The following is a 23,999-nucleotide window of genomic DNA, read 5'->3' on the forward strand; positions in this document are numbered from 1 at the left end:
GTTGCAACCTCCCGAATAATCGGGAGTTGCAACACAATGGAACCACCCTCAGAAAATGGCTCTTCCATAGCGAAAAAATTGCCTTCGCCGGACAGATCTGTTGCCGCGGGCGGCTGGCCCGGCAAACGTCACCAACAGTCGCATACCCGTGCCCAACGGGGGGCTTTCTGCCCGCCGTGGCGCGCTTGGGAACGGTCGCTGCGGCAGCCAAGGAGCTCGGCTTAACCGAAGCACGTGCCAGAAGTGGGCGAATGCCGCCGAGATCGGGCCTTGACGTCAGTACACCAAGGTCGGCAAGGAGCAGTTCCATGCCGTCCCTGACCGGACCGGCAACATCACCGCGGCGGCCGAGGAACTGGGATTGAACATCAGCACCGCGCATAACTGGGCCGGCAAGGTCAACGTTGCGGCCGGGAAGCAGCGGGCCACGCGAACCGCGAAGGCAGGCACTGCGCGTCCCCACCCAGCGGCGGTTGTTGAGGAGTTCCTGGGCGTGCTGCGGAAGGTCGGCAGCGTCACCTTGACCGCTAGGCAGCTCGCCCTGAACCCCTCCCACCTGCACCAACTGGGCCACGGCCGCCGGCCTGACTTCCATCGGTGTCCGAGGCTCATTGGTGAAGCAGCTTCGCTACCTGCGCTTGCGCCAAGAAGGAGTCGGCCGCAGGGACGCCGCCCTCGCGGTGGGAAGGAGCAGAGCGAGGAATCAGGCTCGAGCTCCGCGTGCTGGAGCGACCTCCCCTGAAGGGTTCAATCTACTCAGGGACACCGATCGACCTGGGCAGGCCCTTCTGGCGCGCCGATCTGCTCGAAACCGCTGAACCCAACGAAGCGCATTTCGACCGCATCCACTACGACCCAACCTTCAACGACTGGGGGCCGAACAGTCGCATTTTCGACGACTCACTCTCCACAGACCCGTACCAGTGGCTGTCGTCATCTCTCCGCGACATTCCCCAACTACTCCAGGGAGCCGGCATCTCAGAGGACGAACTCGCATCAGGAGACTTCAAGGTTTTGTACGCCACCGTCGATGAAATCGTGGAAACTACTCGCACTGCAATGGAACGCGTCAGGGCCGGGGAGGTATCGGTCGCACCGGCAAAGCGCGACGAAGGATTCGTTCGCTCGGAGTGGATGTAATTTCTGTTAACGCCAGCCTGGAAGTGCACGAGTTTCGACGGTGAAGAAGTGCATGAAGGGATGGTCGATAGTTTAGCGGTTCTGGTTGATGCTTCGGGTCCGGAGGGACTTGCCGTCAAGGGCGATTACATCGGCGTGGTGAACGATCCTGCCCGCTTCCCGGATCGGGGCCGGCGCCCAGGGGATCGGCGGCCGTCCCCGCGGGATCGCATGGTCCTAGCCCCACCCATACTGCAACCCGTAATTCACCGGATCCGCCAGAGCTATCTTTCCTGAGGGTCCGGCCGGCAGTCGCCCAGGTCCGTGGGCAGTCCGACGGTTGCACCGGCCGTAAGATCGTGAGAGGTCTTCAAATCGGTCAGGCTGACTTCCAAGGGGATCGGTAGATTCCAGGTGTCCTGGGAAACCAGGTTTTCCATCGACCAAGCGGATTTGAGTCGTCTTAATAGCTGAAGAACGGGTTGCATCATTGCTGTGTACCAATCGTTGGGCCAAGGTTTCTGGCGTGGTGGCAGACTCATGGGCCATGCGGAAGGGACAGTCGGCGGTCCGGTCCTGTCCCTTCCGCGTGGATTCATTGAGCTTGGCTACTGGTCCGCGTAGGGATCGGAGATCCCCACGTACTGGGTGTACAGGTATTCCTCGATTCCTTCGAGGCCGCCCTCGCGGCCCAGACCAGACTGTTTCACGCCGCCGAACGGTGCTGCAGCGTTGGAGACCACGCCGGAGTTCAGTCCAAGCATGCCGGTCTCGAGCTTCTCCCCCATCCGTATGCCCCGGTTGAGGTCCTTGGTGAAGACGTAGGCCACCAGCCCGTATTCCGTGTTGTTGGCGAGTCGGACGGCGTCATCCTCCGTGGAGAATGTCACGATCGGGGCGACGGGGCCGAAGATCTCTTCGGAAAGGATCCGCGCGTCCTCGGTGACGCCGGTGAGGATGGTTGGCTGGTAGAAGTAGCCGGGGCCGTCCGCCGGGGCACCACCTAGCAAGGCTAGGGCGCCATTGGAAACGGCGTCGGACACCAGCTCGTGGACCTTGTCACGGCTTTCGGCATCAATGAGAGGACCGATCTTGGATTCGGGCTCAGTGCCGCGGGCCGTGGTCATCGCGGACATTTTCTCGGCGAACTTCCGGGCGAACTCCTCGGCTATGGCTTCATGGACGATAAAGCGGTTAGCTGCCGTGCACGCCTCCCCCATGTTCCGCAGCTTGGCCAGCATGGCACCGTTGACCGCCGAGTCCAAGTCGGCATCCTCGAAGACCACGAATGGGGCGTTGCCACCGAGTTCCATCGACGTACGCAGCACCGTTTGCGAGGCGTCGGAAAGAAGGCGCCGACCGACTTCGGTGGATCCCGTGAAGGATAGCTTGCGCAGACGTGGGTCCTTGATCAGGGGACCTGTGGTGGCGCCCGCGCTGGAGGAAGAAATGACGTTCAGGACACCAGCGGGCAGCCCCGCTTCCTGCATGACTTGGGCAAACAGGTGCGCGGTGAGCGGCGTGAGTTTGGCCGGTTTCAGCACCATGGTGCAGCCCGCTGCTACGGCCGGGGCGATTTTTCGTGTGGCCATGGCCAAAGGAAAATTCCACGGCGTAATCAGCAGGCAAGGTCCGACTGGTTTCTTCTGGACCAGTAGGCGGGACTTGCCGTCGGGAGCAACTGAGTAGCGTCCGAAGGCCCTCACGGCCTCCTCCGAGAACCAGCGCAAGAAGTCAGCGGCATACGCTACCTCTCCGCGGGCTTCTGCCAAAGGCTTGCCCATCTCCATGGTCATCAGCAATGCAAAGTCATCGGCCCTCGCAGTGACAAGCTCAAAGGCGCGGCGGAGTATCTCACCGCGCTCGCGCGCCGGAACTTTCGCCCAGGACTCCTGGGCCGCGGCCGCGGCGTCCAAGGCTGCCATCCCGTCTTCGGGACCTGCATCAGCCACGTTCAACAGCACCTTGCCGGTGGCCGGGTCCTCAACATCGAACGTCGTGCCCGAGACGGCTGGACGCCATGCCCCTTCAATTAGCAGACCGGTTTGGATTGAACTCAAGAGTTCGAGCTCTTGATTTGGTGTAACAGGCATGGTTTCTTCCATTCGTAGAAATGAACTCAGGGAGTTGGGAAATCTACCGTTCAAGCGGCGGGCAGATTGATCGAGGTAACTAGTAGGCTTTGACCCTCTGCTCGACAATGAGATGGATCAATGCAAACACGCCGTCGTCTTCAATCGCCGTCAAAGCTGCTTCCACGGCCCCGGGGACGTCACTATCATGTTCGACTCTGACTCCGAAGCCGCCGAAAGCCCTTGCCATGAGTGCAAAATCCGGGTTCTTCAGCTGGGTTCCGGACACGCGATGGGGGTACTGGAGTTCTTGGTGCGTGCGGATGGTCCCGTATTCTTGGTTGTCCATCACGATGACCAACGGCGTAGCTCCGTACTGCGCTGCGGTGGCGAGTTCCTGGCCGTTCATGAGGAACTCGCCATCGCCGGCGATGGTAACAATCAAGCGTCCAGGGTGCGCCAAAGATGCGGCGATGGCGGAGGGAATGGAGTAACCCATGGATCCGTTCCGGGCACTGATCATGGAAGCGTAACGCCGCGTCGGGAAGTACCTGTGAGCCCAGTTTGTATGTTCGCCTGCCCCGAAAGTAACCATGGCGTTTGAAGGCAGTGCCGGTACAAGGTTGGCCATGAGCGTGTCCATGCGTGCCGAGCCGGGGCCCGGCTCGGCGGACGGTAGCTCCGCGAAGGCTCTTTGCTCCGCGCGCATCCTGGTGGTCCACGCTTTCCATTCGTCCTTGACTTCCAGGTCCATCTTGACGAGGTCACGCACGAAGACGTCGGGTTTTGCAACGATCTGCCACGACACGGAGCCGGAGCGACCCCGCAGGGAGGGGTCGATGGTGACGAGGAAGTTCTTCTTGTTCCAGTCCTGGCGGCACAGGAAGCCGTCCGTGATCACATCGCCAGGAACGGTGCCGATAAAAATCAGCAGGTCCGTTTCTTCGAGGAGGTCGTACGTTGGTCGAGGTCGGCCGTAGCCGATGGGGCCAACGTAGGAGGGCGAGTCAAAGGGAACTGTGCCTTCCGTGCGCCACTCCGCAGCGGCCGGCAAGGAGTGCTTTTCCAACCACGACGTCAGGCGGTCCGCGCCTTCTTGTGTCCAGTCGTTGCCGCCCGTCACGAAGAGGGGTTTTGAGGAGGCTGCCAGGGCTGCGCCCAGGGCCTCTGCGTCGGCTGTGGTCATGCCCCCGGCGGCCACCGGGATTGGAGGATGCAGGTCGGGTCGGATCTTTTCCTGGATGACGTCCTCTGGGAGCCCGACGACGACAGGACCTGGCCGGCCGCTTTGAGCGGCGAACATCGCCTCTGCGACGATCTCGGAGGCCCGCTCGGCGTGGTCAAGAACCATGACACGCTTGGCGCCCGTCCCGAACCAGGCTTTGATGTCGAATTCCTGAAAGGCTTCCCGGTCGCGGTGGGCGAACGGGATGAGGCCTACGAACAGAACCATCGGTGTCGAATCCTGCCACGCGGTGTGCAGCCCGACATGGGCGTTGGCTGCACCGGGTCCACGGGTAACCATGGCGATTCCGGGGAGTTGGTTCATCTTCCCGTCAGCCTCTGCCATATAGGCGGCGCCGCCTTCATGTCTGCAAGCCACAGTCTCAATGGGCGAGTCATGCAATCCATCCAGCACATCCAGGAAACTTTCCCCGGGCACCACGTAGGCGCGCCTTATCCCGTGTGCCTGGAGTGTGTCGACGATGACATGGCCGGCGGACTTTTCGTGTCCGCGGACATCGGTCTCCCGGGCGGCGGAGACGAGTATTTCAGTCATTGTGTCGCCTCGTTTCAGGGGTCAGTGCGGGGAGATTCGATGATGTGAATCGGGGCTGTGCCCGTTTGGGAAAAGGCATTGTTTTCCTAGGGATATCAAGCGAGGAAGCCAGATCAAGGACGGGCCATGCGGTGTGTCGGTCCTCGGTAAGCGATGTGGTGCGAGCATAAAGCGGCGGTCGCTCAATGGAAGATGACGCCACCGTTTACGTCGAGGGAGGCGCCGGTGATGTAGGAAGCTGCCGGAGAGGAAAGGAAGTAGACCGCTTCTGCGATTTCTTCAGGCTCACCGGGGCGGAGCATCGGCATCTTGGCCCATTCGATATCCTTCATCTCCTCCGCGGAAATGCCCCGTTCAGCGGCTTCGGATTCAAGCGCGGCGTGATGCATGCGGGTGTTTACATTGCCGGGGCAGATAGTGTTGACGCGGATGGTGGGGGCGAGCTCGTCCGCCAGGGCTTGGGCAAAAACAATCAGGCCGGCTTTAGCCGCGCAGTAGGCCGCGAAGTATGCATGCCCGGAGCGCCCCCACCACGAGGAAATGGCTGTAATGGTGCCACCTCCGTCTCGGCCGAGCATGGGGGTGAACTTGTTTGCCAACTCATACGGCCCCGTCAGATTGACCCCGAGGACTCGGTCCCATTCGGCGCGCTCGAGCGTTGATATGGGGGACGCCGTTTGAACCACACCGGCCACAAGCGCCAACGAATCCAGGCGCCCAAAATCGTTCTCGACTTCTACAGCTAGCTTTGCGACGTTGTCCGAGTCGATGACGTCGGCAACGTAGCTACAGAACTTCACGCTCGTAAATTCCGCTCGCATTTTTTCCGCGACATCATGCACCTGCCCGCTCACGTCGACGAGGGCGACGGAAGCCCCAGCGTCTGCGAACCGCTTTGCTACAGCCTGGCCGATACCGCCGGCGGCTCCTGTGACCAATGCAACATGACCTGAGGACAGCTCTCCCACAGGGAATCTCCTTCTCGTTTTGTTTCTTCGGTTTATGGTTTGGAATGCTTGGACTCACGAAGTCGCTAATTGCGTTTCGTTCACGGGTCCGCTCGCAGCTGGAACAGTGTGAGCTGGGAGCCGTTGACCGCTCATGGTGTGCCGGGCAGCCTCCGCGCCCGCCCTAACCTTGGGATGCAACCGTTCGGTGCCCACGAATCGTCGGGCTCGGCCGCACTCCAGTCTTCTCGGCAGCGTCGAATTAATGTCCACGGACTGTGTGCCTTGTACCCCATGGCCGGAGCGATGCCTTTCCGGTTCCGCGTCCCGTGCCCGTCCCGATGGCGGGTGTACACAGCAGTTTCCGACTCACGATTAACGTCCTGTTCATTCGAATTCCCGTGAGGAGGCGGACAAGAGGCCTCATCCACTCCTCGTCGAGTAAGGGAGACGTGGATTGCGCCACACCCAAGATGTACACTCATGCTGAACGCAGTTTCCCATCATGTCAAGTGTGAGTAATCTCCGTCGGGCTCCTGAGCGACATAATGAGCCTCTGCTATTACGAAACGTTGCTGATCCGAGGCGACCATCGTCTCTCCCGTTGAGTGAGGAGCATCAATAGATGTACGACTTTTGTGTTGTGGGAGGCGGAATAGTCGGGCTTGCCACCGGGATGACCCTCCTCCAACAGAATCCTGGCGCTTCACTTCTCCTCCTGGAAAAGGAGGACGAACTAGCGTGCCATCAGACCGGACACAACAGTGGTGTCATCCACTCAGGCATCTATTACCAGCCGGGCAGCCTGAAGGCGCAGTTTAGCAAGCAAGGGGAAGCGCTGACCAAGGAATTTTGCAGGGAACAGGGTCTGGAGTACCGAACCTGCGGCAAGCTCCTGGTGGCGACCGAACCCGCCCAGCTTCCGCGCATGAATGCGCTGGAAGAACGCGCTGGGCTCCATTCCATCCCTGTTGAACGACTGGATGCTACCGACCTGAGTTCTCTGGAGCCCAATGTCCGGGGTGTTGGCGCCCTGTTCGTCCCAAGCACAGCGATCGTGGACTACCGCGAGGTGAGCCGGAGCATGGCAGATCTCATCATTGAACTGGGCGGGGAGATAAGGACGGGTGAACAGGCCACATACATCCGGGAAAGCTCCGGTTCGGTTGCTCTACGCACAGCCCGGGGGCTGTCCCTAGTCTGCCGGAAGTTGGTCGTTTGCGGCGGGCTGCAGGCCGACCGTCTGGCCCGGCTGGCGGGCTTGAGCACAGATACCAGGATCGTCCCCTTCAGGGGTGAGTACTTCCAGTTGCCCGAAAGACTCCAAGGTTTCGTGAGCCGCCTTATTTATCCGATCCCCGACCCCTCCCTGCCCTTTCTTGGCGTCCACCTCACGCCTACACTCCAGGGGACTGTCACGGTCGGCCCGAATGCGGTCTTAGGAATGGCACGTGAAGGGTATCCGAAGTTGTCCGTCTCTTTGAGGGACATTGCAGACTACGTCGTTTTCCCGGGCTTCTGGGCCATGGCCAGGAACAATGTCAGGGTCGGGGGCAGGGAGATCAGGAACTCCTTGTTCCTTCGTGGCTACCTTAAGGAGTGCCGGCGGTTTGCTCCGGCCCTTGAGGCAGGGGACTTGCAACCGCGCGAGGCGGGAATCCGCGCCCAGGCGGTGGCAAGCAGCGGGGACTTGATCCACGACTTCGTCTTATTTGAGACGGAGCGAATGCTGCACGTCATCAACGCCCCTTCCCCTGCCGCTACGGCGGCGATACCGATAGCAAAGGAACTTGCCTCGCGGCTGGGTAGGAGGACAGCCCGCTCGGCGTAGGCCGAGGACAAGACGACTGAAATCGCCTGCCGAGTATTCCAAATGGGCAGCCGCGCCGGAGCACGGCGGAGATTACTGCTCCAGAACGGGGAGCCGCCAGGGTTCCGGCACTGAGGCATCCGAATGAGTTTCCGGGAAGAGTGCGGCCGGTAGATCGCTGCGGCGGCCGGTGCTGTACCAGATGCCTCGGGCTGCATTGTCACTTCGATTGATGTACATGTGGGGCAACGTACTGTCGAAGTTGAAGGAATCACCGGCCTCCACCTCGAAAACATCAAAACCTATCTGGACTGTAAGGTTTCCTTCGATGAGATAGGCGAATTCATGCCCGCTGTGCCGCATCAGCTTGCCGTCGATGGAGCTGGAAGCCCCGGCTTGGTATGTGACCAGAAGTATTTCAAGTTCATCATTACTGCCGGAAAGCCTTTCCCAACGGACTCCGTTGTCCATGTCCAACGTGGGATTCTCATTCCGGCGTTGGACCACGATCCGGGTATCCGTCCAGAGAGCATCCGATGGCGTCTGCTTGTCGGCCTCCGGCGAAGCAGAGACGCCCTGCCCCGGTTTTTGGTTCTCGTTTGCCACTCCAAGCACGCTGTCGACGGAGACGCCGAGCGCACTGACCAACGCGTAAAGAGTCGCCACGGACGGCTGAACCTTGCCGTTCTCTACCTGCGACAGCAAACTGGCCGACACTCCGACCTCTGAAGCAAGCTGCCGAAGGCTCCTGCCATCGGCAAGACGTGCAACGCGAATCTGCGGGCCAATAGCTTCATGGCCACTGGCCGTGGCACCTTCCGGCTTCCGGACCATGCGCCCTCCTGATCTAACTTCTGCGCGACCACCTCTGGTCGTTGAATAATACTAAACACTCTAGCCTGCTGGCCAAGATCATTGAAATGCACCGCCAAAGCCGCAGATCGTCTCGAAGCCGATAGTCCTTCGAGATCAAGTGTGATTCCACTCACCTCGCGTGTACAGTATTACTGAACACTAGATTGAAACTGGAGATCTGGCCGCAAAGATGCGGCAGTCCTTGGTCCTCTTCAGTTTCAGCAGGCATGGTTGACCGCATTCCCCGGTCCAGGCGTGGTCATCGCAATTGCCAGAGTCCCAGTGATTGGCCTGGACCAGGATTCATGAAACGCAGCGAAATAGGCGCGCCGCGACGGCATCGGCGCGAAGGACCTTGAAAGGTGATCCGAGCATGACCGAGAGTGCACTTACTCCCTTGGAAGTTGGCGAAGTCAGGCCAGGTGACCAGGTTGTCATTTCCGTTAACCGCGGAACGGGAGCCGACGGTGGTGTCATCTGGCACCACGGCACGGTCGACGAGGTCGCCCTGAAATTGAACATCATTTGGATCCGAGATTCGGCGCTCGGCGAGCGGAAGATGTTCGATGCGTTCGGACACCGCTATTTCCGGCCGGCTCCCCAAATCCCCGGGACTTAGCCATCCCCCGCTTGAGAGTGTCCCGCGCCGACCGGTCCCCCGTTTCAGGCGGCGGGGTCCTTCGCCTTTGCGGAGTGGAATGGCCATGGGGATAGCTGTGGCCCGGAACATTAGTTCCGGGCCACAGCTATTTGATCAGCCTGGCACCACAGCCACGTGGTCCTAAGACGCCGTCTCAGCGTTCTACGCCAAGATCGACAGGGGGTTCTCGATGCGGGTTGTAAACGCTGCCAACCACCTCGCCGCGAGTGCGCCGTCGACGGCCCGGTGATCCACGGACAACGTGAAGCGCATCACGGTAGCAACCTGAAGATCGCCATCCACGACCACGGCTGCCTGCTTCGCGGCGCCGACGGCGAGGATCGCAGATTGCGGAGGGTTAAGGATGGCCGCGAATTCCAGCGTCCCGTACATTCCTAGGTTCGTTACGGAGACGCTCCCGCCTTCCAGCTCCTCTTGCCTGATACGACCCTCCCGAGCGCGTCCGGCAAGTTCGGCAATGCGGGCGCTTACGGAGCTCAAATTCAACTTGTCGACTTCCCGGACCACGGGTGTCAGGAGACCTGTCTCTGTTGCAACCGCAACCGAAATGTCAACGGCCGTCCACTGCCGAAGATGTGTATCCGTCCATGTGACGTTGGCTTCGGGAACTGCGGCATATGCAGCAGCTACGGCTTTCACCACAAGGTCATTGACGGAAATCTTCACCGCGGAGAATTCATTGAGCTGCTTCCGCAGGGCGAAGAGATCGTCGACACGGCACTCCGCGCTGAGGTAGAAGTGCGGCACTGTGGTCTTGCTTTCGGTGAGACGGCGAGCAATTGCCCTCCTCATGCCGCTGTGCGGGATGGCTGTGAAGCCCGATTCCGCATCGGCGGACGTGTCCTGGGCGGCCCCGTTCCGCTTCTCAGATGCCAGCGACGCGGCCATTGGCGAGGATGCCTTGCCTGAACTGGTTGGCGACGGCAGGGCTGCTGTCGAAGCCGCGCTGATGTTAGCGGCGTCCCTTTCGGTGATTGCTGCCTCGACGTCTGCGCGCACGATGCGGCCGCCGGGACCGGTCCCGCGGATGGACATCAACGCAATGCCGGCTTCGCGGGCGCGGCGGCGGGAAACGGGGCTGGCGAACAGCCGCGCAGTCTCGTCGCCGAGGTTTGCAGACGCGGCCTCCGCGCCCCCGCCGGCGGGCGTATGAGCCTGATCTTGGCCGACGGCAGCAACTTCGCCGTCTGCCGCAGCGCCAGCACCGGCCATGGCTCCACCCAACGCAGCTTCAATGTCGGCTGCCGTTTCGCCTTCCCCGGTAAGGACCGCAATTGGATCCCCAACGTTGGTCGGGTTTCCGGCCTGGACAAGGATGCGGCCGAGGGTGCCGCCGTTCTCAGCGGGAAGCTCGACAATGGCCTTTTCGGTCTCTATTTCGGCGATGATGTCACCGGCCGCAAAGGTGGTTCCTTCGGCGATTGTCCAGGTCGCGATCGCGGCTTCGGATGCGCCGGCAAGTACCTCCGGCATTCGCAGTACTGTCGCCATCGTTACTGACCTCCCCGTCCGGCTCGAACAAGCTCCAGGCCGGCGACGACTTCCTCGGTACGGGCAATTGCCGCCCGTTCAAGGACTTTGGAAATGCTCGGGCTGGCCTCTGAGCCGGTAACCCGTTGGATGGGCTGGTCGAGCCAGTCGAAGTAGCGGCGCTGTATTTCGTCGGCCAGCCACCCGCCATAGGAGGTCCCCCTGGCGCCCTGTTCGACGATGAGGACCGAGTTCGTCTTGCGGATGCTCTCGCCGATGGTCTCCCAGTCCAGTGACGCGCGATCGAGCCATCGCAGGTCGATCAGGTCGGCGGAGATGCCAGTCTGATCGATCGCCTCAAGGCAGTGGCTGACCATTGACAGGTAGCTGATGACAGTGACTTCATCACCTTCGCTGCGCAACGCAGCCTTTCCGATGGGTAGGAAATAGTCGAGGTCCCCTGCAGGCACCTGGTCCAGGCTTCCGTACAGGTCAACATGTTCGATAACCAAGACAGGGTCCTGAAGCCTGAGGGCGCTGTTCATCAGTCCGATGTAGTCGGCGGCCGTCGACGGTGCAACAATCCTCCAGCCGGGCGCGGTTGCGAAGATCCCGGCTGGATCCATCAAGTGCTGGGAGCCGTAGCCTGACCCCATGGCCACCTTTGTGCGCAGCACAAGGGGCACCGGGTTGTCACCACCAAACATATGGCGGGCCTTGCCGATCTGGTTGAACACCTGGTCTGCCGCAACCCACATGAAGTCCGGGTACATGAACTCGACCACCGGACGGTACCGGCCGTCCAGAGCCATTCCACCCCCGAGACCCGCGAACGCATTCTCACTAATGGGTGTTCCAAGCACGCGATCTTCATATTTCTTCGCGAGGCCCTTCGTTGCGCCGTTGGTGCCTCCATTTAGACGGTGTATGTCTTCGCCCATCAGGACGATTCGCTCGTCCTCGGCCATCCGGCGTTCCATGACACCGGAAACCGCGTCAACGAATTTCCTGGACTCGCATTCACCGGAATAGGTAATCGGATCCAGCACTCTGACATCATTCAGTTCACTTGCGTCGCCTCGCAGGCCCACATCCACGAAGCCTGCGTCCGGCCAGAGCCCCGGACGGATGCGGCGCTTGCCTGGTTTGTCCGGATCAGGTTCGAGGAGTTCAGCAACGGCATTCCGCATAGCTTTTTGGGCTTGCTCCCGGACGGCCGAGACTTTGGCATCGTCCATGAGGCCGAGCTTGGCCATCTCATTTGCGACTCGTTCCAGAGGGTCACGGGCACGCCAGTCAGCTTCTTCTTCTTTGGTCCGGTAGCCGAACGCGCTGCCAGCGTATGGCCCGTTCTGATGAAAGTAACGGTAGACCTCGACTTCAATTACGGTCGGCCCCCCGCCGGTCCGCATGATGTTCTCAGCCTCCAGCATAGCGAGATGGACGGCGAGCGGGTCCATCCCGTCGACGCGCCAGGCCGGGATGTTGAATCCAAGACCACGTGCGGAAAGACGCGGTTCAGCCGTCACTTCCGCCACGGGCGTTGCTACGGCATACAGGTTATTCTCAATGAAGAAAGTAACGGGTAGCTTCCAGGCCGCCGCCAGGTTCATGGACTCAAGAACAGAACCGATATTCGTTGCACCGTCTCCGAAGTAGGAGACCGTGATGTCGCTCGTGCCGGAGTGTTTCTGGGCCCAGGCATTCCCTGCGGCCAGAGGTGCGCCTCCGCCCACAATTGCGTTCGTGCCCAGGGCTCCAGCCTCAAACCACTGAAGATGCATGGAGCCGCCGCGACCGCGGCAGAATCCTTGGGCAAGGCCCAGGATCTCAGCCAGCGTGCGCTGCAGCACGTCCTGCAGTTCATCGTTGACGAGGTCGTTCAGGTCAAGCCGGCCCTTGCTGACATGTCCGATGGCTTTTGCCAGGAACTGGTGGTGGCCGCGATGGGAGCCGTTGATCGCGTCAGAGGAGCTCAGCCCGACGATGGAGCCAACCGCTCCGCCTTCTTGACCAATGCTCGAATGCGCTGGACCGTGCACAAGGCCATCCCCCGCCAGTTCCAGCACAGTCTCCTCAAAAGCGCGGATCAAATGAAGCTGGCCCAGCATGGTGGCCAGCAGTTCGGGGTCTGCGTTCTTCCAGTCCTGCGCAGTGGTGCTCAGCTGAATCCAGGGCGATCCCGGTTCCAAACGTCGTTGTTGGGGCATCTTCGCCGTCTCCATCACTCGTGCTGATCCGTATTGACCAGCTCATGGGTAGGCCACGATCATATCCTCTCATTGAATCCAATTCAAAGGGTTTGGGGCATTTTTGCTGACAAATGCCCCGGCATTGGGATATTTTGGATCCAATCGATATAGAAGGAGTCAGCATGAGCAGTGGTCTTCCCGGCCTGCGAGGAACCGAGCACATCGGCTTTACGGTCCCGGATCTCGATGAGGCCGAGTGGTTTTTTGTCGATGTCATCGGTTGTGAGCGCGTTTACTCACTTGGCCCGTTCGAACATCCTGATGCAGGCGACAACTGGATGAGGGAGCATTTGGGGGTACATCCACGCACTGTCATGAGGGAACTTCGGTTCTATCGGTGCAAGTTTGGCCCCAATTTTGAAGTCTTTCAGTACGATGCGGCAGACGGGCAGGCTCCACAGCCCAGAAACAGTGACGTCGGCGGTCATCATCTGGCCTTCTACGTGGATGACCTGGATGCGGCGATGGCGTATCTTGCACGTCGGGGTATCGAACTCATGGGTGATCCCACAGCAAGTTCGAAGCACAGCGAGGGGCAGCGTTGGGTATATTTCCGCTCGCCATGGGGAATGCAGTTCGAGCTAGTCAGCTACCCGGACGGCAAGGCCTATGAGAAGTCTGCGGCTGTTAAACTATGGCATCCGTCCCACCCGACGGAATGACCGCCAGTTCAGGCTCCAGAGTAGGCAGAAGAGACCATATGCCCAGTGCCACCAACCGCGACGGTTCCGCCGGATCCAGAATCGCCGATTCCCTGAGGGAAGCGATCCTGCATGGGGCATATCCTCCGGGAACCCGCATCCTTCAGGAAGACATCGCTCAGGAATTCGGCGCGAGCCGTCTGCCCGTCAGGGAGGCCCTGCGAATCCTGGAATCGGATGGTCTGGTCACTCTGGTGGCAAACACGGGTGCCTGGGTTGCTGAGTTGAGCCTGGAACAGTGCCAGGAGGTGTATCAAATTCGGGAGCGGCTCGAACCGCTGTTGCTGCGCTACAGCATGCCAAACTTGAACACCGCCACTTTGGACAGACTGGCGTCGCTGGCGGACCAGATGCAGGATGGCACCGATGTCGAGACATTCCTGGATCTGGACCGCGAGTTCCACTTGCTCTCATACAGCGCCGCGACTACGGCAACACTGGGAGAGACCGTGGAGAAGCTGTGGAACTCCACGCACCACTATCGTCGAGCGTTCACCCTGTTGCTGGGGGCCGATGCCAACCGCACAATGCATTACGAGCACCAGCTCCTCGTGGCCGCATTGCGGCGTAAGGATCCGGAGGACGCCGAACGCGTGCTTCTTAGTCATATTCGCCGCACGAGGCTTGAACTGCTCGGACATCCCGAGCTGTTTGCTGCCCACGCCCCCAACGGCGAATAGAGGCTACGTTTCCGGCAACCGCACGTCGTTAGCCTGCCAGGGCACCGATGGCCTGGATCATCGTCTCGGCGTTCTCGGGGGTCGCCCGCAATTCGCCGTTCTCGATCAAGTGGGCGAGTTTCACTGTGATCTCGTTCGCTGGCGCCGCCCCTCCCAGCCTGCGTTGTTCGGTCACGACCAGTCCATTGATCTGGTCGACTTCACTGCGTCTGCCTTTCAGCCAGTCCTGCAGCACGGTAGTTTTCGTGTCCGACTCCGTGAAATGCCCGATGACTTCGTCGAAAAGAGCATCAGCCACGCCGTCGGGATCGCTCAAATTCAAATTCTGCAACCCGAAGATGGGGCGTATCCGCACACCCGTTGCGACAGCGGTCCGAATGGCCTCACGACCGGCCTGCAGCATAAAGTCACGAAACCCCGGGATGGTGACCGCGTCACCCAGTGGCAGTCCGAGAACCGCAGACGGAACAAGCTCCGCGGCGTTGACAACGAGTTTCATCCATTTCGATGCCCGGATGTCCTCCGAGACTTCGACGCGCCCTGCGCAGCTAAGGAGTTCGGCCACTTCACCAGCCCGCGCTTGGGCCGCAGGACCGAGTCCGCCTACGGCGAACCACGAACGCTCATGGGCGCTTTGCCGATTGACCACCCCCGGCTCGAACATATTGGAGGTGATTTCGATGACTGCGCCAAGAGCCCGGTCGATGCCGACGACGTCGGCTATCGAGTCGATGGACATACCGTTTTGTACACCTACAACCAGCGCATCGGGGGCCAGAAGCGGCTTGATCAATTCTGCCGCCCACCGCGTGTCATAGGCCTTCACCAGCATGAACACGACATCAAAGGCTTGCCGGAGGGTAGCGACGTCGCAGAAATTAACCGCGCGCACCTTGGTCGTAATACTCTCCCTCGGAAGGTTGACCCGGACGCCGCGGGCCTGCATTGCGGCCACATGGTCCGGCCACTGCTCGACTAGGGTCACGTCATGACCTGCACGAGTCAAATCTGCTCCGATCGCAGCGCCGTTTGCGCCCGCCCCTACGACGGCGATCCGCTTTCGCTCCACGATTGCCACCCCTAGCCCTGGCGCCCGTTGGACGCCGGCGCCGTGGCCGCAAAGATGGCCCGCATGTCGCTCACACGAGCGATAGCTCTATGGCTAAAGGCACCGGTTCGGTTGCAAAGATACATGGGAGGTACACAGTTCCTATCCGCCGGCGTTGCGCCGGTCACGCCATTGTGTGATTGAGCCGCACTGTTAAGTGACAGTGAACGAAAGGTTAGGGGGGGCGAAAGGCTGTGTCAAGTGCTAGGGGAAGCGTCCGGCGTCACGTGTGAAGAAACCAGATGCCCTCGAAGACATCAGTACCGGAGTTTCGCAGACCGTGGGGAATGGTTGAATCAAAGCCAAGGGACTCACCGGACTTGAGCACGAAGACTTCGTCCCCCACGGTCACTTCGAGCTGGCCTTTGATGACGTACCCATATTCGAAGCCGTCATGGGTTACCAGCCCGCCGCCCGGTTGGGAGCGTGCCCCGGGAGCGTAAGTGATCTTCATGAAGTTCACCCCCCGCTCGGAAGTCGCGGCCAAACGCTCCCAAACAACCCCCTCGGCCATGTCCAGATGGGGACGATGTGAAGGGTGTACAACGGAAACGCGATTCGAATACTCCGAGAGCTTCCATACGTCGGCCGGGTGTCTGCCGTGCGGGATCCGGTCCTGCGTATCCGCGATGGATCCTTCACTCCCCCCGTTGCCTTCAAACAGCTCGTCGAGGGGCATGTTCAAAAGCTGGGCCAGGGCATAAAGGGTTCCTACGGAAGGCCGTGATTTATCGTTCTCGATTTGCGAGATGAACGATGGCGACAAATTCACTTTCCGCGCGAGCTCCCTGACGGAAAGACCGGCCTGGATCCGAAACTCCCTTAATCGTTCGCCAAGTCTGGCCATCATCGATCCCTTATTCCCATAGCGGCCGGCCGGGACACGGTCCCTTCCCGCGGGAGGAACAGGGGCCATATCCGTGGACGTCCTTGTCCAGCTAGTCCAAACGCCTTCCGGTAGACCCAGAAGGACGGGCTCGGACAGTAGCGTTAATCTATAATGAACAGTACACTCGGCTTGGGAGCCCGGCAATGGTGCCGGGTAAGGCCATCGGCGTCGGATTCACAGTACGACCCTTCATCCGCGTGGATGCCCACCCGAGGCGCGAAACATGAAGGAGCATGCAGTGTCTATTACCGGCGTCCACCATTCGGGAATCATCGTAAAGGACCTCGACCGGTCCATTTACTTTTACCACGATCTTCTCGGTCTTCCTTTCGTTACTGAGCCGAGCCCGTGGTTCAGTGGGGAGGACCTGGCTAAGGGAGTGGGAGTTCCAGGCGCCGTGCTGCGCCAGGTTTGTTTTGCTGCCGGCTCGACCCAGGTGGAACTGCTGGAGTACGGCAACCGCGAAGACGACCATGATGAGGCTGTTCATCAGAATCACCTCGGGGCAATGCATATTGCGTTGCGTGTGGACGACATCGTCTCCGAGAAGGCGCGGCTGGAGGCGGCCGGCGTAGAGTTCCTGTCCGACATCAACGTCGTGGATGACGGTGTGCTGGCCGGATGGCGTTGGGTCTACCTGCACGATCCGGATGGCATCCCCATGGAACTCGTCGAGGTGGCCTATGAGCGACCTGAAAAGGAGCGGCAGGCCGCTTGCCAGCGATACCTTGATCAGCGGCCTGCCTTGTCCCGGCTTTGATCCCTACTGCAAGGAGAACCATGACAGATTCATCGAGCCCCCGGAAGGCCCTCGTCGTCGGCGCGACCGGCATTGTTGGGCAAACGCTTAGTGCACAACTCGCGTCGAGGGGTTGGCAGGTCACGGGCCTCTCGCGCAGCAAGACTTTGGAACTTCCCGGCGTTGTATCCATCCAGGCCGACCTTCAGGATCCGGAGGAATTGAAGGCGGCCCTGGCCGGCATCGACCCGGAGCTTGTTGCCATCACCGCGTGGACGAGGATGAACACCGAAGAAGAGAATATCCGCGTCAACGGCGGTGCCGTGCGGAATCTGCTCAATGCCCTGAATCCCGGGCCGGTGCGCCACGTGGCGCTTATGACGGGCTTGAAGCACTATTTGGGGCCCTTCGATAACTACGCCACCGGGGTTCTTCCAGACACGCCGTTCCGCGAGGAATCACCACGCCTGGACAAACCCAACTTCTACTACGCTCAGGAAGATGAACTGTTCGCCGGGGCCGAGCGAATGAACGCGACATGGAGCGTGCACCGCTCGCACACGATTTTCGGCTTCGCAACGGGAAACGCCATGAACATGGTTCTCACGCTCTCGGCTTATGCCACGATTTGCCGTGAACAGGACATGCCGTTCATCTTCCCGGGCTCGGAGACGCAGTGGAACGGCGTAACCGACGTGACCGACGCCGAGCTGCTTGGAGAACAAATCATCTGGGCCGCGGACAGTGAAAACGGTCACAACCAAGCGTTCAATATCGCCAACGGCGATGCCTTCCGCTGGCGGACGCTGTGGCCCAAGATTGCCGCCCATTTCGGCGTGAAATGGGAGGGATTCAGTGAAGCCCCACGCCCTCTTGCCACGCAAATGACCGATGTGGCTCCACTTTGGCGAGGAATTGCGTCCAAATACGGACTCATCGAACCAGACATCGACCGCATTGCGTCTTGGTGGCACAGCGACAGCGACCTCGGCCGCAACATTGAATGTCTGACGGACATGAATAAGTCGAGAAAGGCCGGCTTCCTGCAGTTCCGGGACAGCACTGACAACTTCTTCAACTATGTGGAACGGTACAGGAAAGCAAACATTCTTCCGTAGGTTCCTGGCCCACCCCCATAACTATGTAGGACTTCCCGATCGTCAGGGGTCTGCCGCCACGGCAGACCCCTGAGGATCAACTCATGCACGGAAGGACTAACGCAGATACCCCCGGTCACAGTGACCGGGGGTATCTGCGTATGACATGGCCGTGGCGTAGAAAAGGGCGTGGATGCTCCCGCGTCGCTAGGCCGGCAGGGCCGCGTTCAGCTCGATGTGGGCCTTGATTGTAGTCTGAGGATGGTGCGCTGCTTCGAGGGCCTCCAGCGCATTTTCCAGGGCGAAGCGCTGTGTGACGAGTGGCGTTAGATCCAATTTGCTGTTGGCCAGGAAGCGCAGGGTTTCCGGCCACACACCGGGCGACCCGATCGCGCCGGTAATCCGGAGTTCCTTCGACTGAATGAGGCCCAGCTTCGCGGGAGCCTCCCGTCCGACGTCGATGCCGACGTAGGAGATCCTTCCCTGGAAGGCGGCCAATTCCAGGGCCCTTGCCATGACCTCCGGGCGACCGCTGACTTCTACAACAAGATCGGCGCCACGCCCGGCTGTCACCTTCTCCAACAATGCCTCAACATCGTCGGGGTGAGTAACGTGGTGCGCGCCGAGCTTGAGGGCAGCTTCCCTGCGCTCGTCAGAAGGTTCGACAACAACGACGACCGCGCCCATCGCCGCGGCGGCGGCTGTCACCGCGAGTCCAACCGGGCCCGCCCCGAGCACGAGGACGGTGTCACTGGCGTCGGCACCACCGGCCCGCACCAAGGCGTAGTACGCAACACTAAAGGGTTCGACGAGTGCGCCCATGGTGTACGAGAGCTCGTCAGGGAGCCGGTGCAGCCATTCGGGTCGAGCCACGAAGAATTCAGCAGCTGCGCCGCTGATGGAGAACCCGAAGTGATCGGGACCGATAACGCACTCTCCCACGACGCGGTCACCGGGGGCGAAAGCTGTCACGTCCTTGCCGATTTGGACGACTTCTCCGGACCATTCATGTCCCGGAATCAAGGGATATTGGAACGGGATGATGTAGCGGCCTTCAAGGAGATCAATGTCGGAGTGGCATACTCCGACACTGCGTGCGGCTACGAGAACCTCACCATCCCCGATCTGAGGGATCGGCAAGTCGGCCACCGTTGCAACGTTCTTCTCCGCGTACTGTAGAGCTTTCATGGGACTACCTTCGTTCCTTTCATGTTCTTTCCCGGCCGGCTCACGACTACCGGTGCGCACGGTTCAGCGGGACCGGGCATTGACTAGCACCTTCACCTGGTCGCCCGTGGGCGAGAGCAATGCCTCAAAGCCCTTTTCGACCACGTCCTCCATGGCAATCTGGGCCGTGACCACCTTTTCAACCGGGAACCGGCCGCGCGCAATGAGGTCAATGATCCTGGGCCAGTCCGTGACCGGGTAGCACCAGGTGCCCGTGAGCGTGATGTCGTGCTCGGACAGCACCATCGGTTCGATGGACGCAGCCCGAGTGTGCAGCCCTGTCTGCGAAATCCTTCCGGACTTGCGGACTGCAGCAATTGCCGTCTGCAGAGCCCGTTCGTTGCCCGAGCACTCGATCACCGCATCAGCGCCAATCCCTCCGGTCCTGTCCTTCACGAAGGCCACGACGTCGATTTGGGTGGGGTCGAGCACTTCGGCTACTCCAAGACTTTGGGCAACGGCTGCTCGGGCCGGGTTCACCTCTGAAATGAAAACGCGGGCACCGATTGACGCCGCGTAGAGCGCTGCCAGCGCACCTATCGGACCGGCCCCGGTGATGAGAACAGTGTCTCCGGCGGATACGCGGGCCGTGTCGACGCCGTAGGCCGCAACTGCCGCCGGTTCGACCAGCGCGCCCTGAAGGTCGGACACCTCGTCGGGCAGGATGCTGACATGGGTGGCCGGAACAATTGCCTGTTCGGCGATTCCGCCCCAGCGGAAGCTCAAGCCGACGGCCGCCATTGAACCGCAAAGATGGTTGAGCCCTCGCCGACAGTAATAGCATTCTCCGCAGTACAGGATGGGCATGACGGAGACACGCTGCCCCGCCTTTACGGATGTCACATCCGGGCCGACCGCAAGCACCTCGCCGGAGAACTCGTGTCCTAGGATCTGGGGAAGCTGCGAAGCGTTCAAAGGGTGGGGGGCAGAGGGAATAACGATGGGACCCATGGCGTACTCGTGCAGGTCAGTTCCGCAGATGCCGCACCAATACGGGCTGACCAGCACTTCCCCTGGACCGGGCTGGCCGGGGCCGGGAACTTCTTCGACCCTGATGTCATGTTCACTGTGGAAGACCGCTGCCTTCATTGGTCATTACCTTCCATTGGAAATATGCCGGCTGCACGGCGCGTATGCCGTACAGCCGGCCTGATATTTGGGTGGGCCGCTCAGGCGTGGCCGGAAGCGGCGAGTGTGGCGGACTCCGGTTCCGGGGCCAGAGACGGGTCGAAAAGCACCTTACCGTCAAGCTTGCCAGTGGCAAGTCTCTCGAGCTGATCGGCGACCCCTTCCAAGGGGCGGACCGAGTCGAGCAGTTCCTCGGCAAGGTTTGTCGTCCGCAGGATCTCAAGTGCGGGTGCGAGATCTTCCCCGCAAACGTGGGCAAGGGTCGTCTGCACCGTGATTTCCCGCATCACCAGGGCGTGGACGTCGACTTCCTGCTGTTTCGCAGGAAGGCCGACCTGGAGGATTGTGCCCCCGTCCCGGACCATGGCTATTGCCGAGTTCAGCTGCCCCGGTGCCCCGCTTGCTTCAATTACGACGTCGGCGCCGGCTGCACCGATTGCTTCGCGAACGACGTCCACGGCTTCCAGGCCGGCTTCGACGACCCGCGTCGCGCCAAGACGCAGTGCCCGCCGGAGCCTTTCCCCCGGGAAATCTATGACCGTTACATCGGCGTCCGCCAGCGCGCGTACCGCTGTGAGAACAAAGGATCCGATCGCTCCTGCGCCGATCAGGACGACCCGTTGGCCGTCCTGTACGCCCGCGCGGCGGCCAGCGTGCAAGCCGACTGCGAGGGGCTGGGCGAGGCCTGCGGCATCGAGCGACAGACCTGCCGGGACGGGTACAAGGATCCTCTCCGGACTTGCGACATACTCTGCCATCCCGCCATGAGTGCTGAGCCCCAGGGTGTAGTAGCGACGGCACAGGTTGGTTCGTCCTTCAGCGCAGCGGTCACACTCTCCGCAGGAGATTCCCGCGCCGCAGGCCACAACGTCGCCTTCCTTGAAATGACCGGCGGGGTCCGTCTCGACGACCTCGCCGATGAATTCATGACCGAAGATCATCGGACCGCTATGGCCAGTGACCTTGTGCGGCCGCTCCAAGGGAAAGGTCAGTGGTCCGGCCTTCCATTCGGTTGCGTCGGTGCCGCACATTCCGGTGCGAAGCACCCGCAGGAGCACCTGGCCGGATGTTCGTTCCGGTTTGGGACGGTCTTCAATCCGGACATCATGGTGCCCATAAATCACCGCTGCCTTCATGATCCGGTCCTTCTGTACAGAGCCGAGCGCATGCACGGCGTCGAGCGTGCGGAACTCATTGCAATTCACCCCGGCCGGCCGGCGTGTTCAAATGCGACTGGGAACTGCGCAACTCAGGAAGCGATCCATTGACGGTAAAATACCGCTGCCCGGCGATGAGCAGGTCCTCGGCCGGGAACTTCGTGATGACTTCACACCCTGTGGCGGTGACCACGACTTCCTCTTCGATACGCGCAGCCCCGATCCCGTCCGCTGAGGGCCAGTATGTCTCGAGTGCGAACACCATCCCTTCCTTGAGCTCCTCAGGATGGTCAAATGAAACCAGCCGGGAGAAGATCGGCTTCTCCCAGATGGAAAGCCCGACTCCGTGTCCATATTGGAGGGCGAATGCAGCTTCTTCGTCGGGAAAGCCGAACTCCTGGGCTTTGGGCCACACAGATACGATGTCCGCCGTAGTTGCCCCGGGCCGCACCAGTGCGATCGCCCGGTCCATGTACTCCCTGGCACGCTTGTAGGCGTCCCTCTGGGCTGTACTTGCCGAGCCCACTGCGAACGTGCGGTAGTAGCACGTCCGGTAGCCGTTGTAACTGTGGAGGATGTCAAAGAAGGCAGGATCCCCCGGCCTGATCAGACGGTCTGAAAAAACGTGGGGATGGGGTGAACAGCGTTCTCCCGAAATGGCGTTGACGCCTTCCACATACTCGGAGCCCAGATCATATAGGACCTTGGAGACCAGTCCGACGGTCTCATTCTCCCTGACGCCCGGACGCAGGAAACGGTAGAGTTCGTCGTAAGCGGCGTCTACCATGGAGGCGGCCTGCGTCAGGAGCGAAATTTCGTCCCGGGTTTTGATCGCTCGGGCCTGAAGGAAGACTTGCTGGCCGTCCACGACGTCGACACCAGCCTGCTTCAGGGCGAACAGCACCGGCAGCTCGATGATATCGACGCCGACAGGCTCATTAAGCAAGCCGAACTTCTCCAGTTCGCGTTTGATCTTGGCGGCTACTTCATCGGCGATTCCGGCGTCGGGGTGGAACGCCCCGCGCAGGGTGGAAATTCCCGCCCGGGCTCCGGACTCCAGACGCGGCCGAACGGCCCCGTGGTGCGGGGCATGGGGGTCGGCGTCCATTTCTGCCGTTGTTGTGCCCAGCCACGGGTTGTACAGGGCGTGGTGCTTTGCAGCCGATCCAAAATCCCACACGATCGGGTCCGTGTTGCGGGTGATCAGCGCGAAGCGGATGGCCTTGTCGATGGCCCACGTTCCGATGTGCGTGCCCGACATGTACCGGATGTTCGCGAAGTCGAAGGCGAGCAAGGCACCGAGATCGGAGGCTTCCAGCTCGGCCTTAAGCCGGGCGAGGCGCTCCTCCCTGAGCCTGTCGAAACGGATGCGCTCTTCCCAGTCAACGGCGTTGGTTCCAAATGTTGCTGTAGACATGATGCTTTCAAAATTCCTTTCCTGCGTAATGCGCGGCCGCCCAGAGGATGGGCGGAAGATGATCAGACGAGGATCATTCCGCCGTCTATGGCAATGACTTGCCCGGTGATGTAGTCAGAATCGTCGGCGGCGAGGAAGAGCGCGGTAGGAACGATGTCATCCGGCTGCGCCGGACGACCTAGGAGGATGTCCGATGACATGGAGTCAAAACCCGAGTCGGCAGCACCTATCTTTGCCAGATCCTCGTCAAGTTTCTTCCACAGAGGTGTTGCAACCACTCCCGGCGCAAAGGCGTTCACGGTGATCCGTTGCTCAGCAAACGACCTTGCGGCCGCCTGGGTCAGCGAAATCACGGCTGCTTTCGATGCGCTGTACGGGGCGAAATTGGCGAAGCCTTGACGACCGGCGATGCTAGCGGTGTTCACAACTTTGCCGGAAGTTCCCTGCGCAATAAACTGTCGCGCCGCCTCCTGGGTACCGATCAGTACGCCAAGCGCGTTCACCCGCATCACCAGCTCAAAGTTCTCCTCAGTGATATCGAGGAACTTCAGCGGCGCGTTCATGCCGGCGTTGTTAAAGTACACGTCGAGAGCACCAAATTCCGCGACCGCCGCTTCGATTCCCGCACGCACGGAAGACCTGTCGGTGACGTCCACGCGTACCGCGATGGCCCGGCCGCCACCCTCGACGATCTCCCGCGCAACGCCCTGGGCCGCCACCTCGTCGAGATCGGCGATGACCAGATTTGCACCTTCTCCGGCACATCCTTTCGCAATGGCAGCGCCGATGCCCGAGGCGCTTCCCGTCACAATGATGGTGCGCCCGTTGACGCGCTTGCCCATGTCTGCTCCTTCGCAGTAGAGGTCGGGTTGACACATTTGTGTGCCTCA

At 60.8% G+C, this 23,999-nt stretch carries 20 protein-coding genes; 7 read left to right on the forward strand and 13 right to left on the reverse strand.

The window, feature by feature from the left end; genetic code table 11:
• Positions 1-720 precede the first annotated feature (720 nt).
• A complete protein-coding gene (locus ACSVHC_RS01500) occupies positions 721-1,140 on the forward strand; it encodes a hypothetical protein (protein ID WP_439180497.1) in 420 nt (139 codons plus the stop codon).
• 587 nt (positions 1,141-1,727) lie between these two features.
• On the opposite strand, the gene ACSVHC_RS01505 is transcribed toward ACSVHC_RS01500, so the two are convergent.
• The 3 genes from ACSVHC_RS01505 to ACSVHC_RS01515 form a co-directional block, all read right to left on the reverse strand.
• Positions 1,728-3,212, reverse strand: a complete 1,485-nt coding sequence (locus tag ACSVHC_RS01505; RefSeq protein ID WP_439180498.1) for an NAD-dependent succinate-semialdehyde dehydrogenase — start codon at positions 3,210-3,212, stop codon at positions 1,728-1,730.
• Between the two features lie 79 nt (positions 3,213-3,291).
• Complete coding sequence (locus tag ACSVHC_RS01510; protein ID WP_439180499.1) at positions 3,292-4,971, reverse strand: thiamine pyrophosphate-dependent enzyme; 1,680 nt, start codon at positions 4,969-4,971, stop codon at positions 3,292-3,294.
• Positions 4,972-5,153: 182 nt separating this feature from the next.
• Positions 5,154-5,939, reverse strand: a complete 786-nt coding sequence (locus tag ACSVHC_RS01515; protein WP_439180500.1) for an SDR family NAD(P)-dependent oxidoreductase — start codon at positions 5,937-5,939, stop codon at positions 5,154-5,156.
• Between the two features lie 604 nt (positions 5,940-6,543).
• Here ACSVHC_RS01515 and lhgO point away from each other — a divergent pair.
• Positions 6,544-7,749: an L-2-hydroxyglutarate oxidase gene (lhgO, locus tag ACSVHC_RS01520; protein WP_439180501.1), complete on the forward strand. Its 1,206-nt coding sequence runs from the start codon at positions 6,544-6,546 to the stop codon at positions 7,747-7,749.
• Between the two features lie 72 nt (positions 7,750-7,821).
• Here lhgO and ACSVHC_RS01525 read toward each other — a convergent pair whose 3' ends face one another.
• Positions 7,822-8,562, reverse strand: a complete 741-nt coding sequence (locus ACSVHC_RS01525) for a cupin domain-containing protein (protein ID WP_439180502.1) — start codon at positions 8,560-8,562, stop codon at positions 7,822-7,824.
• Between the two features lie 394 nt (positions 8,563-8,956).
• On the opposite strand from ACSVHC_RS01525, the gene ACSVHC_RS01530 reads away from it, so the two are divergent.
• On the forward strand, positions 8,957-9,202 hold the full coding sequence (locus ACSVHC_RS01530) for a hypothetical protein (protein WP_439180503.1): 246 nt from the start codon (positions 8,957-8,959) through the stop codon (positions 9,200-9,202).
• Positions 9,203-9,385: 183 nt separating this feature from the next.
• Here ACSVHC_RS01530 and ACSVHC_RS01535 read toward each other — a convergent pair whose 3' ends face one another.
• Together ACSVHC_RS01535 and ACSVHC_RS01540 are read right to left on the reverse strand one after the other, a co-directional pair.
• Positions 9,386-10,717, reverse strand: coding sequence for a dihydrolipoamide acetyltransferase family protein (locus ACSVHC_RS01535; protein ID WP_439180504.1), 1,332 nt, complete (start codon positions 10,715-10,717; stop codon positions 9,386-9,388).
• A gap of 20 nt (positions 10,718-10,737) precedes the next feature.
• Positions 10,738-12,924, reverse strand: a complete 2,187-nt coding sequence (locus ACSVHC_RS01540) for an alpha-ketoacid dehydrogenase subunit alpha/beta (RefSeq protein ID WP_439180505.1) — start codon at positions 12,922-12,924, stop codon at positions 10,738-10,740.
• A 164-nt stretch (positions 12,925-13,088) separates the two neighbouring features.
• Between ACSVHC_RS01540 and ACSVHC_RS01545 the strand changes: the two genes are divergently transcribed.
• Together ACSVHC_RS01545 and ACSVHC_RS01550 are read left to right on the forward strand one after the other, a co-directional pair.
• The gene (locus ACSVHC_RS01545) at positions 13,089-13,628 is read left to right on the forward strand and encodes a VOC family protein (RefSeq protein ID WP_439180506.1); all 540 of its coding nucleotides are present in this window, start codon (positions 13,089-13,091) and stop codon (positions 13,626-13,628) included.
• Between the two features lie 38 nt (positions 13,629-13,666).
• Positions 13,667-14,347 (forward strand): GntR family transcriptional regulator, encoded by a 681-nt coding sequence (locus ACSVHC_RS01550; RefSeq protein WP_439180507.1) that lies wholly within the window; start codon positions 13,667-13,669, stop codon positions 14,345-14,347.
• A 28-nt stretch (positions 14,348-14,375) separates the two neighbouring features.
• On the opposite strand, the gene ACSVHC_RS01555 is transcribed toward ACSVHC_RS01550, so the two are convergent.
• A complete protein-coding gene (locus ACSVHC_RS01555; RefSeq protein WP_439180508.1) occupies positions 14,376-15,425 on the reverse strand; it encodes a ketopantoate reductase family protein in 1,050 nt (349 codons plus the stop codon).
• Between the two features lie 253 nt (positions 15,426-15,678).
• The gene (locus tag ACSVHC_RS01560) at positions 15,679-16,371 is read right to left on the reverse strand and encodes a helix-turn-helix domain-containing protein (protein ID WP_439180509.1); all 693 of its coding nucleotides are present in this window, start codon (positions 16,369-16,371) and stop codon (positions 15,679-15,681) included.
• 196 nt (positions 16,372-16,567) lie between these two features.
• Between ACSVHC_RS01560 and ACSVHC_RS01565 the strand changes: the two genes are divergently transcribed.
• Positions 16,568-17,104 (forward strand): VOC family protein, encoded by a 537-nt coding sequence (locus ACSVHC_RS01565; RefSeq protein ID WP_439180510.1) that lies wholly within the window; start codon positions 16,568-16,570, stop codon positions 17,102-17,104.
• A gap of 20 nt (positions 17,105-17,124) precedes the next feature.
• Positions 17,125-18,201, forward strand: coding sequence for an SDR family oxidoreductase (locus ACSVHC_RS01570; protein ID WP_439180511.1), 1,077 nt, complete (start codon positions 17,125-17,127; stop codon positions 18,199-18,201).
• A 186-nt stretch (positions 18,202-18,387) separates the two neighbouring features.
• On the opposite strand, the gene ACSVHC_RS01575 is transcribed toward ACSVHC_RS01570, so the two are convergent.
• From ACSVHC_RS01575 to ACSVHC_RS01595, 5 genes are all read right to left on the reverse strand, one after another.
• Positions 18,388-19,368, reverse strand: a complete 981-nt coding sequence (locus ACSVHC_RS01575; RefSeq protein WP_439180512.1) for a zinc-dependent alcohol dehydrogenase — start codon at positions 19,366-19,368, stop codon at positions 18,388-18,390.
• Positions 19,369-19,431: 63 nt separating this feature from the next.
• Positions 19,432-20,496 carry a 2,3-butanediol dehydrogenase gene (locus tag ACSVHC_RS01580; protein ID WP_439180513.1) on the reverse strand — a complete coding sequence of 355 codons (1,065 nt, stop codon included), beginning with the start codon at positions 20,494-20,496 and terminating at the stop codon, positions 19,432-19,434.
• 80 nt (positions 20,497-20,576) lie between these two features.
• Positions 20,577-21,671: a zinc-dependent alcohol dehydrogenase gene (locus tag ACSVHC_RS01585; RefSeq protein WP_439180514.1), complete on the reverse strand. Its 1,095-nt coding sequence runs from the start codon at positions 21,669-21,671 to the stop codon at positions 20,577-20,579.
• A 55-nt stretch (positions 21,672-21,726) separates the two neighbouring features.
• Positions 21,727-23,109, reverse strand: coding sequence for a M24 family metallopeptidase (locus ACSVHC_RS01590; protein WP_439180515.1), 1,383 nt, complete (start codon positions 23,107-23,109; stop codon positions 21,727-21,729).
• Positions 23,110-23,171: 62 nt separating this feature from the next.
• Complete coding sequence (locus ACSVHC_RS01595; RefSeq protein ID WP_439180516.1) at positions 23,172-23,951, reverse strand: SDR family NAD(P)-dependent oxidoreductase; 780 nt, start codon at positions 23,949-23,951, stop codon at positions 23,172-23,174.
• Positions 23,952-23,999: the final 48 nt, after the last annotated feature.

It is taken from the genome of Arthrobacter sp. KNU-44, from assembly GCF_051843155.1.
GTDB lineage: Bacteria > Actinomycetota > Actinomycetes > Actinomycetales > Micrococcaceae > Arthrobacter.